Origin of the sequence: Jiangella anatolica (assembly GCF_003236295.1) — a bacterium.
Classification (GTDB): Bacteria; Actinomycetota; Actinomycetes; order Jiangellales; family Jiangellaceae; genus Jiangella; species Jiangella anatolica.
Map to the genome: position 1 here is coordinate 1 of NZ_POTW01000008.1, position 13,116 is coordinate 13,116.

The 13,116-nt window shown below is 72.4% G+C and carries 12 protein-coding genes and 2 pseudogenes; 8 read left to right on the forward strand and 6 right to left on the reverse strand.

Features of this window, described 5'->3' with window-relative positions; translation table 11 throughout:
• Both C1I92_RS33640 and C1I92_RS04605 read left to right on the forward strand, forming a co-directional pair.
• Window positions 1-430 (forward strand): annotated as a pseudogene (locus C1I92_RS33640) (MFS transporter); the annotation flags it as partial.
• Window positions 431-657: 227 nt separating this feature from the next.
• Complete coding sequence (locus C1I92_RS04605) at window positions 658-1,245, forward strand: TMEM165/GDT1 family protein (RefSeq protein ID WP_111253500.1); 588 nt, start codon at window positions 658-660, stop codon at window positions 1,243-1,245.
• Window positions 1,246-1,258: 13 nt separating this feature from the next.
• On the opposite strand, the gene C1I92_RS04610 is transcribed toward C1I92_RS04605, so the two are convergent.
• Entirely contained in the window at window positions 1,259-2,863 is a 1,605-nt protein-coding gene (locus tag C1I92_RS04610) for a dolichyl-phosphate-mannose--protein mannosyltransferase (RefSeq protein WP_111253501.1), read from the reverse strand.
• A 60-nt stretch (window positions 2,864-2,923) separates the two neighbouring features.
• Here C1I92_RS04610 and rsmI point away from each other — a divergent pair, with 60 nt between their 5' ends.
• Window positions 2,924-3,796 carry a 16S rRNA (cytidine(1402)-2'-O)-methyltransferase gene (rsmI, locus tag C1I92_RS04615; RefSeq protein WP_199520957.1) on the forward strand — a complete coding sequence of 291 codons (873 nt, stop codon included), beginning with the start codon at window positions 2,924-2,926 and terminating at the stop codon, window positions 3,794-3,796.
• Between the two features lie 15 nt (window positions 3,797-3,811).
• Here rsmI and C1I92_RS04620 read toward each other — a convergent pair whose 3' ends face one another.
• The 3 genes and pseudogenes from C1I92_RS04620 to C1I92_RS04630 all read right to left on the reverse strand — a co-directional run.
• On the reverse strand, window positions 3,812-4,132 hold the full coding sequence (locus C1I92_RS04620; RefSeq protein ID WP_111253502.1) for a nuclear transport factor 2 family protein: 321 nt from the start codon (window positions 4,130-4,132) through the stop codon (window positions 3,812-3,814).
• A 535-nt stretch (window positions 4,133-4,667) separates the two neighbouring features.
• Window positions 4,668-5,594 carry a M56 family metallopeptidase gene (locus tag C1I92_RS04625; RefSeq protein WP_111253503.1) on the reverse strand — a complete coding sequence of 309 codons (927 nt, stop codon included), beginning with the start codon at window positions 5,592-5,594 and terminating at the stop codon, window positions 4,668-4,670.
• A 125-nt stretch (window positions 5,595-5,719) separates the two neighbouring features.
• Window positions 5,720-6,127: pseudogene (locus C1I92_RS04630) on the reverse strand (BlaI/MecI/CopY family transcriptional regulator); the annotation flags it as partial.
• Window positions 6,128-6,214: 87 nt separating this feature from the next.
• Between C1I92_RS04630 and C1I92_RS04635 the strand changes: the two are divergent.
• Genes C1I92_RS04635 through C1I92_RS04645 form a run of 3 tightly spaced genes read left to right on the forward strand, consistent with a single transcriptional unit; the run spans window position 6,215 to window position 10,311 of the window.
• Window positions 6,215-7,654, forward strand: a complete 1,440-nt coding sequence (locus C1I92_RS04635) for a cytochrome ubiquinol oxidase subunit I (RefSeq protein ID WP_111253505.1) — start codon at window positions 6,215-6,217, stop codon at window positions 7,652-7,654.
• Window positions 7,655-7,667: 13 nt separating this feature from the next.
• The gene (cydB, locus tag C1I92_RS04640) at window positions 7,668-8,666 is read left to right on the forward strand and encodes a cytochrome d ubiquinol oxidase subunit II (protein ID WP_111253607.1); all 999 of its coding nucleotides are present in this window, start codon (window positions 7,668-7,670) and stop codon (window positions 8,664-8,666) included.
• Between the two features lie 19 nt (window positions 8,667-8,685).
• Window positions 8,686-10,311: a Na+/H+ antiporter gene (locus C1I92_RS04645; RefSeq protein WP_111253506.1), complete on the forward strand. Its 1,626-nt coding sequence runs from the start codon at window positions 8,686-8,688 to the stop codon at window positions 10,309-10,311.
• Window positions 10,312-10,318: 7 nt separating this feature from the next.
• On the opposite strand, the gene C1I92_RS04650 is transcribed toward C1I92_RS04645, so the two are convergent.
• Window positions 10,319-10,735 (reverse strand): PRC-barrel domain-containing protein, encoded by a 417-nt coding sequence (locus C1I92_RS04650; protein ID WP_111253507.1) that lies wholly within the window; start codon window positions 10,733-10,735, stop codon window positions 10,319-10,321.
• Window positions 10,736-10,811: 76 nt separating this feature from the next.
• On the opposite strand from C1I92_RS04650, the gene C1I92_RS04655 reads away from it, so the two are divergent.
• Together C1I92_RS04655 and ligD are read left to right on the forward strand one after the other, a co-directional pair.
• Window positions 10,812-11,057 (forward strand): DUF8836 family protein, encoded by a 246-nt coding sequence (locus C1I92_RS04655; RefSeq protein WP_111253508.1) that lies wholly within the window; start codon window positions 10,812-10,814, stop codon window positions 11,055-11,057.
• Window positions 11,058-11,082: 25 nt separating this feature from the next.
• The gene (gene ligD, locus C1I92_RS04660) at window positions 11,083-12,348 is read left to right on the forward strand and encodes a non-homologous end-joining DNA ligase (protein WP_111253509.1); all 1,266 of its coding nucleotides are present in this window, start codon (window positions 11,083-11,085) and stop codon (window positions 12,346-12,348) included.
• Here the strand turns inward: ligD and C1I92_RS04665 are convergent.
• Window positions 12,255-13,043, reverse strand: coding sequence for a MerR family transcriptional regulator (locus C1I92_RS04665; RefSeq protein ID WP_111253510.1), 789 nt, complete (start codon window positions 13,041-13,043; stop codon window positions 12,255-12,257). The genes ligD and C1I92_RS04665 overlap by 94 nt on opposite strands.
• Window positions 13,044-13,116 lie beyond the last annotated feature (73 nt).

A 13,116-nucleotide genomic window follows, 5' to 3' on the forward strand; every position in this document is an offset into this window, starting at 1 on the left:
GCTGGTGGCGACGCGGGTGGGGCGGCGGGCCGGCGGCGGCGTGCGGGCCATGGTCCTGGCGCTGGCCCTGCAGACCGGCTGCCTCCTCGTCATCGGCGGCGTCGCCCATCCCGCGGCGACGGCGGCGGCGCTCGCGGTCTTCGGCGTCGCCGGCATGGTGGTCAACGTTCACTTCGTGACGCTGACGCAGCAGCGGACGCCCGGCGAGCTGCTCGGCCGGGTCTCCTCCGCCGCGCGGACGCTGGGCATCGTCGGCGCGCCGGTGGGCGCGCTGCTGTTCGGGGCGCTGGCCGAGGCGACGGAGGTCAACGTGCCGGCGCTGGCCGGCGCGGCGCTCATGCTGCTCGCCGCGGTCGCGATCGGCCGGGCCGCCCGAGCCGACGCGGCGGCGGGCGGGACGCCGGACGGCGGCGAGGTGTCGGCGAGGTGAACCGCGGGGTGTGAGTCCGCACACGTCGGCTGGATTCCGGCTCCGCCGTCCCGGTAAGCTGCTGGCAGCGAAGGGGAGTAGCCCCCAATGTCGCGGTCGACATACTGACGCTCCGGCGTCCGGCCGCGCGGCCTCTTTTCAGAGGCGGGCGAGACCTTCGACCCATGGCAGCAATGCCGGGTCGGAGTCTCGCGTCTTCCGGTCCCGGCGTGACCGGAAGGGATTCGATGGCCGACCTGTGGGCCGCGTTCCTCGTGAGCTTCGGCGTGATCTTCGTCGCCGAGCTGGGTGACAAGTCCCAGCTGATGGCGATGACGTTCGCCACCCGCTTCAAGGCGTGGCACGTCATCCTCGGCATCACGATCGCCACCACGGTCGTGCACCTGGCGTCGGTCGCGATCGGCTTCGGGCTCGGCGAGGCGCTCCCCACCGGCTGGATCAACATCGTCGCGGCGGTCGCGTTCTTCGGCTTCGCGATCTGGACCTGGCGCGGCGACACGCTCACCGACGAGGAGAAGAGCAAGGCCGAGCGCACCACGCGGACCGCCGTCATCGCCGTCGGCACCGCGTTCTTCCTGGCCGAGCTGGGCGACAAGACGATGCTCGCCACCATCACGCTGGCAGCCGACAACGACTGGGCCGGCGTCTGGATCGGCTCGACCGTCGGCATGGTCGCCGCCGACGCGCTGGCGATCGTCGTCGGGCGGATCCTGGGTCAGCGGCTGCCGGAACGGCTCATCCAGGTCGGCGCCGCCACACTGTTCGTCCTGTTCGGCGTCTGGCTGCTGGTCGAGGGCATCGCCGAACTGACCTGAGCGGCAGGCGACGTCAGATCCAGCGGCTGAACCACATCCGCGCATGCCAGTCGTCGTACGAGATCAGCTGGTCGACGTGGATGGGGTAGAACCAGGCGGCGACGGCGACGACGATCAGCACGTAGGCGCCGGCGATGGCCACCCCGACGGCGCGCCGCCGGGGCTCCGCGTCGGGTGGGCCGATGACCAGCCCCAGCGCGAACGTCACCGCCAGCACCAGGAACGGCGCGATCGCGACCGCGTAGAAGTAGAAGATGGTGCGCTGGTCGAACACCAGCCAGTCGGAGAAGAACAGCCACGGCACCCAGGTCGCGATGACGCCGGCCAGGATCGCGCCGGCTCGCCAGTCGCGGCGGAAGAACCACCACCACAGGCACACGAGCAGCGCCGCGCAGGCGCCCCACCACAGCGGCGGCGTGCCCAGCGCGAGCACCGCCTGGCTGCAGCGTTCGGCCTCGCAGCCGGCCTGACCGAGGTCGTAGCCCTCGTAGTCGAACGACACCGGCCGGCCGAGGTAGAGCCACTCCCATGCGTTGGACTGGTAGTCGTGCGGGGTGTCCAGGCCGCGGTGGAAGCGCCACATGTCGTCGTGGTAGTGCCAGAGGCTGCGGGCCCAGCCCGGGAACAGCTGGCCCAGCGTCGACGGCGCGTTCTCCGTCGCCCACTGCCGGCCGTAGCCGTCGGACGAGAAGATCCAGCCCCACCAGGACACGACGTAGACGAACGCCGCGGTGACGACCATCGTGAGGAACGCCACCGGGCCGTCGCGCAGCATCGAGTTGAGGACGGGGCTGCGCAGCCCGGCCGCTCGCCGCGCGGAGACCTCCCACAGCACCGTCATCAGCCCGAACACGGCGACCGCGTACAGCCCGCTCCACTTCGTACCGCAGGCCAGGCCGAGCGTGATGCCGGCCGCGAGCCGCCACAGCCGCCACCAGAACAGCGGCCCGTCGCCGGGCTCGGTCAGCCCGCGGGACAGCCGTGCCTCGGCCCAGTCGGCGTACTTGGCCCGCATCCGGTCGCGGTCGATCAGCAGGCAGCCGAACGCCGCGACGATGAACATCGTCAGGATGCCGTCGAGCACCGCGGTCCGGCTCATCACGATCGACAGGCCGTCGACGGCGAGCAGCAGGCCGGCGACGCACCCGAGCAGGGTCGAGCGGAACAGCCGCCGCCCGATGCGGGTCACCAGGATCACCGTCAGCACGCCGCACAGCGCCACCGCGACCCGCCAGCCGAACGGGTCCATCCCGAACACCCGGATACCTTGGCCGATGATGAACTTGCCGACCGGCGGGTGCACGACGAACGACGGCTCGTCCAGGAAGACGTCGAGGTCGCCGTTGAGGATGCGCTCGTTGGCGTCCTCGGTGAACTTGCGCGAGTAGCCGAACAGCAGCTGCGAGTACGCGTCCTTCGCGTAGTACGTCTCGTCGAAGATGATCTTGTTCGGCCGGCCGAGGTCGACCAGCCGCAGCACCGCCGCGACGAGGCCGACCAGCAGCGGGCCGATCCAGCCCCAGATGCGGTCGCCCGGCATCGGCCGGACGAGGCGGTCCCGGATCGCGGCCGCCGGCGTCGTCGCCGCGGCCTCGGGGGCGTCTACCGTCTGGGTCACCGGGTCATCCTACGAGTGCTCGCTGTGAAGACCGGCGCACCGTTGCGCGAGGATGGGCGGGTGGCGAACTCGACGGGCGACGGTGTCCTGGTGCTGGCCGGCACCCCGATCGGCGACGTCGGCGACGCTCCGCCGCGGCTGGCGGCCGAGCTGACGGCGGCCGACGTGGTGGCGGCGGAGGACACCCGGCGGCTGCTGCGGCTGGCGTCGTCGCTGGGTGTGACGATCGCCGGGCGGATCGTGTCGTACTTCGAGGGCAACGAGTCCGCGCGCACGCCGGAACTGCTGAGCGCGCTGACCGACGGCGCGCGCGTGGTGCTCGTGACCGACGCCGGCATGCCGTCGGTGTCCGATCCCGGCTACCGGCTGGTCGCGGCGGCCGTCGAGGCGGGCGTGCGGGTGACGGCGGTGCCGGGACCGTCCGCGGTGCTGACGGCGCTCGCGGTCAGTGGGCTGCCGGTCGACCGGTTCTGCTTCGAGGGCTTCCCGCCGCGCCGGCCGGGGGAGCGGTCGCGGACGTTCGAGGCGCTGGCCGCGGAGCCGCGCACGTTGGTGTTCTTCGAGTCGCGGCACCGGCTGGCCGAGACGCTCGCCGCGATGGCGGCGGCGTTCGGCGCCGACCGGCCGGCGGCCGTGTGCCGCGAGCTTACCAAGACGCACGAGGAGGTCCGGCGCGGGCCGCTCGGCGACCTCGCCTCGTGGGCGACGGCGGACGGACCGCTGGGTGAGATCACGCTGGTCGTGCAGGGTGCGCCGCCCCGCTCGGCGACCGTCACGCCCGCCGACGCGGTCGCGCAGGTGGTCGAGCGCGAGGCGGCCGGCGTGCGTCGCAAGGAGGCGATCGCCGAGGTCGCCCGCGAGCTGGGCCTGCCGAAGCGGGAGGTCTACGCCGCGGTCGTCGCCGCCAAGGCCACGGACGACCCCGACGCCTGAACGGCGCGGCGGGGGTCAGGCCTGGCCGGTCGCGAGCAGGCTGATCTTCCCGTCGATGACGGTGAAGGACCAGGTCGTGCGCATCTGGCCCCACCTGTCGTTGCGGTACGCGGCGACCAGCGACTGGCCGTCCGCCGACTGCGACTCGACGTCCAGGTGACCGTTGACGGTGAAGATCTCGCGGTCGATCCATTCCTCGAGGTCGCGCTGCGAGCCGTCGTCGGTCAGCACGGCGTCGTCGGTGAGCAGGCCGAGGAACGCGGCTCGGTCGCCGTCGTTGATGGCGGTGACGAGCGCGCGGACGGTCTGATCGGTGAGGTCCTCGGCGGGGATCATCGTGACTTCCTTCCGGCTAGGGGGCGTGACGCCGTCACGGCCAACCTACGCCGCCTGCACCAGGCGTTCTCCTGGTTAGCCAGGTATGCATGCCTGGTCAAGTGGGAGCACCCCTACTTAGCGTGATCGTTTCCGACTCTTCTGCTGCTTCCGTGGGTGGCCGGGCCGGCGGTGCGACGGCCGGTGGCGCAACGGTGTGGGGTCACTGCGGTGACGGTGTGAGATCGCTGCGGCTCCCACGACAGCGATGCCGCAGCGTTGTTGCAGTGATCCCACATCGTTGCCGGGCGTCGCGCTGTTCCGGGGCGTGCTCACCTGCGAATGCGAAGGGCAGGCGACGGCGAGGCGGGCGCCGGGGCCCGCGGCGACGGCCGATGCCCGCCAGACCGCCCAACCCGGAGCGGCGAGGGCCAGCAGCCGCCGGTGTGGCGTGCATCCGCCGGTTTCGCGGGCTCGACTGGTCCCCCAAGATCACCAAAGACCGGAGCCCACCCCACCCACGGAAGCAGCAGAAGACCCTCATTTCCCGGCCGGATCAGGGCAGAAGCGCGTGAGACAGCGCCGTCAGCCAGGGCGCCGCCACGGCCACGGTCGGCACGACGACCAGGGCGACGGCGGCCGCGTAGGCCAGCGCCGCGACCAGCCACGCCGGCACGGCGCCGAGTGGCGCGTCCGCCGCGGCGCTCGACGGAGCGGCCAGGCGGCGGATCCGCACCGCGGGCGTGACGGCGCCGGTCCCGAGCGCGCCGGCCGGGACGGGGGCGTGCGCCATCCGGGCCAGCGCCCGGGCCAGCGGCACCGCGCCGCACTGTCTCCGGGCGGCGTCGTCGGCGAGCATCTCGACCAGGCCGGCCGCCGACCGGAGAGCCACCGAGCTGCGCACCAGCCGCGGGAACGCGTCGTGCAGAACGCCGAACCCTTCGAGGACGAGGTCGTGACGGGCCCGGGCGTGCGCCCGCTCATGTGCCAGGACGGCGGCCGTCTCGTCCGTGCCGAGCTCGTCCAGCGCCGGCGCCGACACGACCACCCGCGACCGCACGCCCGGGATGCAGTAGGCCAGCGGCCTCGCGACGTCGACGACGAGTGCGCCCGGGGCGCGGCGATCGGGGCGGCCGACGAGGTCGACGACGTGGCGCTGACGGCGCCGGCGAGCCCGCAGCGACATCCCCAGCGTGTGCGCCGACCACAGTAGCCGCGCGACGACCACGACCGTCAGCAGCAGCGACACCCCGTGCAGCAGGATCAGGCCGAGGCCCGGCGACGGGAGCGTCATGACCAGGGTGCCCGCCGACGCGCCGGCGCCGAGCGCGGACAGCACCGCCGCCAGCGCCACCGCCTGCCACAGCACCAGCGCCGCACGCGGCACCCGCTCCGGCCATCGCGACCGCGCCAGCAGGGCCGGCACCGGGCCGGTCAGCAGCAACGCGAGGACCAGCAGGACGACCGGCGTGGTCTCGGTCACGGCGCACCCGAGCCGGCCACCCGCCCGCCGGTGGGCCGGTCAGCGAGCGGGTGGCCGCCGGACGGCTGGGCGGGGGAGAGCTGGGCGCTGGCGGCGTCGGCGGGACGGTCAGCCGACGGATGCCCGTCCGCCGGCCGCCCATCGGATGGCTGCTCGCCCGCGGACCGCTCGACCGCGGCCAGCGCTTCGCGCAGCGCCCGCGCGTCGTCGGCGGAGGCGGAGTCGACGAAGCGCAACAGCGCCGCCGTCCGGTCCGTGCCGTCGACCGTGTCGAGCGCCTCGTGCATGAGCTCGGCGGTCAGCTCGTCCCTGGACACGGCGGGCCGGTAGCGGTAAGCGCGCCCGTCGCGGATCTGTTCGGCCGAGCCCTTGCGGGCAAGACGGTCCAGCACCGTCATGACCGTCGTGTACGCGATGTCGCGCGACCCGGCCAGCGTCTCGTGCACCTGGCGGACCGTGGCCGGCGCGCCGAGCGCCCACAACTGCTCCATGACGGCGCGTTCCAGCTCACCCAGTCGCGCACGTCCTCGCACGACTCACAGTCTACCGACCGCTCGTAGTACTACAGTAGGTCGTAGCATCTACGACGGAACGTAGTACACACCGAAGGACGATCGCGCATGGACGTGCTGGACCTCGCCCGCTGGCAGTTCGGCATCACCACGGTGGTGCACTTCTTCTTCGTCCCGTTCACCATCTCGATGGCGTTCCTCGTCGCGATCATGCAGTCGGTCTGGATGCGCACGAAGAGCGAGCGCTGGCTGCGGCTGACCAAGTTCTTCGGCAAGCTGCTGCTGATCAACCTGGCCGTCGGCGTGGTCACCGGGCTGGTGCAGGAGTTCCAGTTCGGCATGAACTGGAGCGACTTCAGCCGCTTCGTCGGCGACGTGTTCGGCGCGCCGCTGGCGATGGAGGCGCTGCTGGCCTTCTACCTCGAGTCCGTCTTCGTCGGCGTCTGGATCTTCGGCTGGGGCCGCATCCCGCCGAAGCTGCACCTGGCGACGATCTGGATCACGGCCGTCGGGACCCTGCTGTCGGCCTACTTCATCCTGGCCGCGAACTCGTTCATGCAGAACCCGGTCGGCTACGAGATCAACGAGGAGGCGGGCCGGGCCGAGCTGACCGACATCTGGGCGGTGCTGACGAACAAGGTGCTGCTGATCACGTTCCCGCACACGATCTTCGCGGCGTTCATGGTCGGCGGCGGCGTGGTCGCGGCAGTCGCGATGTGGCACCTGGTCAAGGGCGCGCGGAACCCCGAGGACGCCGAGCCCGGCCGTCCGTCCGACCGAGCCGCCTTCCGCACCGCGCTGCGGATCGGCGCCGTCACGGTGCTGATCGGCGGCGTCGGCGTCGCGATCACCGGCGACACCCAGGGCAAGATCATGACCGAGGTGCAGCCGATGAAGATGGCCGCCGCCGAGGCGCTCTACGACACCCAGCAGCCGGCGCCGTTCTCGCTGTTCACCATCGGCACGCTGGACGGCAGCGAGGCGCTGTACAGCATCGAGGTGCCGCGGTTGCTGTCGTGGCTCGCGACCGGTTCGTTCGACGCCGAGGTCGAGGGCATCAACGACCTGCAGGCGCGGTACGAGGAGGAGTTCGGGCCGGGCGACTACAGCCCGAACATCCCGGTCACGTACTGGACGTTCCGGATGATGATCACGATGGGCGGGCTGGCCGGGCTGATCGCGCTCTGGCAGCTCTGGGCGACCAGACGCGGACGGGTCCCGACGTCGCCGTGGGCGCTGCGGGCGGCCGCCATCCTCCCGGTCCTGCCGCTGGCCGGCAACGCGTTCGGCTGGATCTTCACCGAGATGGGCCGGCAGCCGTGGCTCGTGTTCGGCCTGATGCCGACGGCGTCGGGGATCAGTCCCAGCACGACGGCCCGGACGGTGTTCATCTCGCTGGCCGCGTTCACCGTCCTGTACGCCGGCCTGACCTGGCTGTGGGTGCACCTGCTGCTCAAGCACGCCCGGCCGGGCCTGCCCGACGTCGCGCCCGCCGTCCCCGAGGAGACCGACGACGACGCCGACAAGCCGCTGAGCTTCGCGTACTGAGGGAGTGACGATCATGGAGTTGAGCACGCTCTGGTTCCTGCTCCTCGCCGTCCTCTGGATCGGCTACCTCTCGCTCGAGGGCTTCGACTTCGGCGTCGGCCTGCTGACCAGGCGGTTCGCCCGCGACGAGACCGAGCGGCGGGTCCTCATCAACACGATCGGGCCGGTCTGGGACGGCAACGAGGTCTGGGTCATCACCGCCGTCGGCGCGACGTTCGCCGCGTTCCCCGAGTGGTACGCGACGGCGTGGTCGGCCTACTACCTGCCGCTGGTGCTGATCCTGCTGACGCTGATCGGCCGCGGCCTGGCCTTCGAGTACCGCGCCAAGGGCGACACCGACGCCTGGCGGGCCCGCTGGGATCTGGTGATCTTCGCCGGGTCGATCGTGCCGGCGTTCCTGTGGGGCGTGCTGCTGGCGACGTTCGTCCAGGGCCTGCCGCTGGACGCCGGCCACGACTTCGCCGGCGACCTCACCGACATCGTCACGCCGTACACGCTGCTCGGCGGCCTGGTGACGTTGTCGCTGGCGCTGCTGCACGGCGCGCACTACATCGCGCTGAAGACCGTCGGCGACATCCGGGACCGGGCCGGGCGGCTGGCCGGCCGGCTCGCCGTCCCGGTCGCGCTCGTGGTGGCCGGCTTCCTGGCCTGGACGTTGCTGCGCGACGACTCGCCGTCACGGCTGGCGGCGGCGACGGCGCTGGTCGCGGTGGTGGCGATCGCGGCCGGTGCGACGGCGATCGCGCGCGGCCGCGAGGGCTGGGCCTTCGTCGCGACGTTCGCCGCGGTGGCCGGCACCGTCGCGACGCTGTTCGCCGCGCTGTACCCGGACGTGCTCCCGTCGACGCTCGACGCCGCCAACGGCCTGACGACGGCGAACGCGTCGTCGTCGGACTACACGCTGACGGTGATGACGTGGGTGGCGGTGCCATTCGTGCCGGTCGTCCTGCTCTACCAGAGCTGGGTCTACTGGGCGTTCCGCAAGCGGATCGGGGTCCAGCACATTCCGTAGGCGGATAACCTGCCAGACGATGCAGTTGCTGCTCGTGGTGGTGGGGGCGATCGCGGTGACCGCGGTCGCGAACCGGCGCGGGCTGCAGCCGTCGATCGTGGTCGTGGTGCTGGCGTCGGCGGTGTCGTTCATCCCCGGGCTGCCGCGGTTCGAGCTGGAGCCGGAGCTGATCCTCAGCGTCGTGCTGCCGCCGCTGCTGTACTCCGCGGCGCTGGACTTCTCCGTCTACAGCCTGGCCCGCAACCTGCGCCCGATCCTGTCCCTCGGCGTCGGCATGGTGATCGTGTCGACGCTGGTCACCGGCGTGGTGGCGAACTGGATCGTGCCCGAGTTCGGACTCGTGGCGGCGCTGGTGCTGGGCGCGGTGGTGGCGCCGCCGGACGCCGTCAGCGCGGTCGCGATCGGCCGGAAGCTGGGGCTGCCGAAACGGCTGATGACGATCCTGACCGGCGAGAGCCTGGTCAACGACGCCACCGCGCTGACGATCTTCACCCTCGCCGTGGCCGCGGCGACCGGCAGCCACCCGTTCATCGACAACGCGATCCTGCTCTTCCTGTACTCGGCCGTGGTGGGCTGCGCGGTCGGGCTGGCGCTGGCCGCCGGCGTGCACTGGACCCGGCAGCGGCTGGGCGAGAGCGGCCTGGAGACCGTCCTCGGGCTGGTCGTGCCGTTCGCGGCGTACCTGTTCGCCGAGGAGCTGCACGCGTCAGGCGTCCTCGCGGTCGTCGCCGCCGGGTTCTGGGTCGGCCACCACGACGCCGACGCCGGGTTCGAGACCCGGCTGCAGGGCCGGCAGGTCTGGCGCAGCCTCGACACGCTGCTCGAGGCGTTCGTCTTCGCCTACATGGGCCTGCAGTGCAGGTTCGTCTTCGACGACCTCCCGATCGAGGGCGGCGAATGGGGCCGGTTCGCCCTGTCCGGCGTGGTCATCCTGCTGACGGTGCTGCTGATCCGGCCGCTCTGGGTGTTCCTCACCTACGGGCAGCGGGCGTTCCGGCGGCGCTACCTGACATTCCTGCGGCCGCGCCGGCAGCCCCGCACCTACCAGCCGCTGCCCCGTGACCAGCTCCTGGTCATCTCGTGGTCGGGCATGCGCGGGGTGGTGACGCTCGCCGCGGCCGCCGGTGTGCCCGCGCTGACGGCGGCCGGTGAGCCGTTCCCGGGCCGCAGCACCATCCAGGCGCTCGCGTTCGTCGTCGCCGTCGGGACGCTGCTGATCCAGGCACCGACGCTGCCGCTGCTGGTCCGCCGCCTGAACATCTCCGACGAGGACGAGCGGACCGCGGAGCGGGCGGCCACCCGCCGGGCCCGGCAGATCGCCCGCGAGGCCGGTGAGCGGGCGCTGCGCGACCTGTTCGCCGAGCCGCCGCCCGGCGTGGACGTCGCGGCGCTGACGGCGATCCGGGACCGGATGGCGGCCGCGATGCGGGCCCGGCAGTCCGCCGACGACCGCGACGCCGACGTCGAGGAGGCCGACCCCTCGCCGCAGGTGCGGCAGGCCATGCTCGCCGCCCGCCGCGAGATGCTGGCCGCCCAGCGCCGTGCCCTGACCGCCGCCCGCGACGCCGGCGAGCTGGACGACGAGGTCATGCGCCGCGAGCTGGAGCGGCTGGACTACGAGGAGGCGGCGGTCGCGGCGTACTGACGGCCGCTCACAGGTGGAACGGGTACGGCGGGTACACGTAGCCGGACGCCCAGAACGGCGCGTAGCCGTAGTAGCCGTACAGCTCCTCGTAGTACTCGCGGGCCGGCACCAGGTCGGGGTCGTAGGTCGGCGCACCGGCGACGTGCCCGCGCTCCTGCGCGATGTGCACCTTGGCGTCGTCGATCCGCGAGATGGCGTCGACGGGGATCAGCTGCTTGCGCTCGCCGAGGCCGAGGAAGCCGCCGGACCCGACCTGCAGGAACCGGACCTTCTTCTCCTCCGGGTCGATGACGAGGTCGTCGACGGTGCCGACCTCGTCGCCGTTGACGTCGACGACCTCGAAGCCGCGGACGTCGTCGATGGCGGTCACGGCCAGGCCGGAGTCCGCGAGGTGCACCAGCGTGTGCGGAGTGTCCGTGGTCATGATGGACTCCTTCCGTCACCCGGTTCCGTACCCGGCATCGCCGCCGGGCACGCCTCTGCCGTGGCATCGTGGGTGTATGCGGGGCGACAGGGTCGAGATCGTCATCGATGCCGGCGACACGGCGCGCAGCTACGAGATCGTCGCCACCAAGGCCGGCCGCCGGGTCGACGTCACGATCTCCCGTGGCGTGGTCGTGGTCGCCGAGGTGACCCGATCCGGCACTCCGATGCGCACCGCCCGGTTCATGGCCAGCCGGGTCCTCGCGCTGGTGGAGCACCCCGTCGCCGAGGCGCCACTGGCCCAGGAGCCGGAGCCGTCCTGACGGCGGGTCCCTCTATGGTGGAGTCATGTCGTCCTCGCAGGTGCTGGAGGTCGCCGGGCGTGAGGTGACGATCACCCATCCGGACAAGGTGGTCTTCCCCGACGGCGGCCACACCAAGCTGGACCTCGTCACCTACTACCTCACGGTCGCCGACGGCGCGCTGCGCGGCGTCGAGGGCCGGCCGATGATCCTCAAGCGGTTCGTCAAGGGCATCGACCAGGAGGCGTTCTTCCAGAAGCGCGCGCCGGACAAGCGGCCGGACTGGATCGAGGTCGCCACGCTGCGCTACCGGTCCGGCACGTCCGCCGACGAGGTGGTCGTGCGCGACGCGGCGGCGCTGGCCTGGGTGGTCAACCTCGGCTGCATCGACCTCAACCCGCACCCCGTCCGCGCCGAGGACCTGGACCGCCCGGACGAGTTGCGCATCGACCTCGACCCCAACCCGGGCATCGAGTGGGCGCAGATCCTCGACGTCGCGCAGGTGGCGCGCGAGGTGCTGGAGGACCACGGCCTCACCGCGTGGCCGAAGACGTCGGGCTCGCGCGGCTTCCATATCTACACCCGCATCGATCCGCTGTGGTCGTACCGGCAGGTGCGGCTGGCCGCCGAGAGCGTCGCTCGCGAGGTCGAGAACCGCGCGCCGGACATCGCCACCGCCAGGTGGTGGAAGGAGGAGCGCGAGGGCGTCTTCGTCGACTTCAACCAGAACGCCAAGGACCGCACGGTCGCCTCCGCCTACTCGGTCCGGGCCAAGGCCGACGCTCGGGTGTCGATGCCGCTGACCTGGGACGAGGTGCCGGGCTGCCGGCCGGAGGACTACACGCTGGCCACCGCCGCGCGGCGGTTCGAGGAGATCGGCGACCCGTGGGCCGGCATCGAGACGTCGGCCGGATCGCTGGACCGGCTGCTGGAACTGGCCGAGCGGCTCGGTCCGGCCGAGAAGCCGCCGAAGGGCACCGGCCGGCGCACCCAGACGATGCCGCTGATCGAGATCGCCCGGGCGAAGACCAAGGACGAGGCGTTGGCCGGGCTGGACCGGTGGAAGGAGCGGCACGCCGGCGTCGTGCCGCACCTGGAGCCGGCCGACGTGCTGGTCGACGGCATGCGCGGGCGCAGCTCGCTCTGGTACCGGATCCGGGTCAACCTGCAGCACGTGCCGGAGGGACAGCGGCCGGAGCAGGAGCCGCTCGAGGTCGACTACGACCCATGGGCCGGCACGCCCTGGGCCAACGCCGGCGAGGCGGTCCGCGAGGGCCGCGCGGCCGCGGCCCAGGAGGCGTCCGGCGACTGATCGGCGGTCAGGTAGGCGTGCAGCCGGCCGGCGCCGTCGAGCATGGCCAGCGTCCGCGCCGTCAGCTGTTCCCGGCGCTGGACGAGGACCGCGCGCAGCGCCTCGGTGCTGCCGGTCCGGCGCAGCTCGGCGAGGACCTGGCCGACCTGCGGCAACCCGTACCGGCTCTGCCGCAGCAGATGCACCAGCTGGGCGTCGCGGACGTCCTGCGGACCGTAGCTGCGGTACGACGTGCCCGGCTCGCGTGCCGGCGTGAGCAGGCCGAACGCCTCCCAGGTGCGCAGCGCCGACGGCCGTACCCCGAGCCGCCGGGCCAGCTCACCGACGCGTAGCCCCGGGCCGGCCGGCTCGAGCGCCGCGGGCGAACCGGCGGCGATCGTCTCGACCGCCGCGGCGGTCTCGCGCAGCTGCCGCCGCTGGTCGTTCACCTCCGCGTGGACGGCGTCGACCAGCGCGAGCGCTGCGGCGACGTCGCCCTGGTGCACCGACCGCATGATCGCCCGCGCCTCGACGACGCCGTATCCGGGCATCAGCGCGCGGAACGTGAGCAGCGCCTGGCGGTGCCGGTCGGAGAACTGCCGGTAGCCGGACTCCGATCGCGGCACCGGCGGCAGGACGCCGGCGTCCTCGTAGTTGCGGATCTGCTGCGCCGAGACGCCCACCGCACGGGCCAGGTCCACCGGCCGCAGCGCCATCTTGTTCCCTCCCGTTGACCGGCGGACTTGAAGCTTATCCCGGCATCTGCCGCAACTGCCCAGCTCAACCTTC

Excerpts from the sequence above, each read along its gene's own strand:
- C1I92_RS04605 (WP_111253500.1), top strand. The coding sequence starts at position 658 with ATGGCCGACCTGTGGGCCGCGTTCCTCGTGAGCTTCGGCGTGATCTTC.
- C1I92_RS04620 (WP_111253502.1), bottom strand. The coding sequence starts at position 4,132 with ATGATCCCCGCCGAGGACCTCACCGATCAGACCGTCCGCGCGCTCGTC.
- C1I92_RS04635 (WP_111253505.1), top strand. The coding sequence starts at position 6,215 with ATGGACGTGCTGGACCTCGCCCGCTGGCAGTTCGGCATCACCACGGTG.
- cydB (WP_111253607.1), top strand. The coding sequence starts at position 7,668 with ATGGAGTTGAGCACGCTCTGGTTCCTGCTCCTCGCCGTCCTCTGGATC.
- C1I92_RS04645 (WP_111253506.1), top strand. The coding sequence starts at position 8,686 with ATGCAGTTGCTGCTCGTGGTGGTGGGGGCGATCGCGGTGACCGCGGTC.
- C1I92_RS04650 (WP_111253507.1), bottom strand. The coding sequence starts at position 10,735 with ATGACCACGGACACTCCGCACACGCTGGTGCACCTCGCGGACTCCGGC.
- C1I92_RS04655 (WP_111253508.1), top strand. The coding sequence starts at position 10,812 with ATGCGGGGCGACAGGGTCGAGATCGTCATCGATGCCGGCGACACGGCG.
- ligD (WP_111253509.1), top strand. The coding sequence starts at position 11,083 with ATGTCGTCCTCGCAGGTGCTGGAGGTCGCCGGGCGTGAGGTGACGATC.
- C1I92_RS04665 (WP_111253510.1), bottom strand. The coding sequence starts at position 13,043 with ATGGCGCTGCGGCCGGTGGACCTGGCCCGTGCGGTGGGCGTCTCGGCG.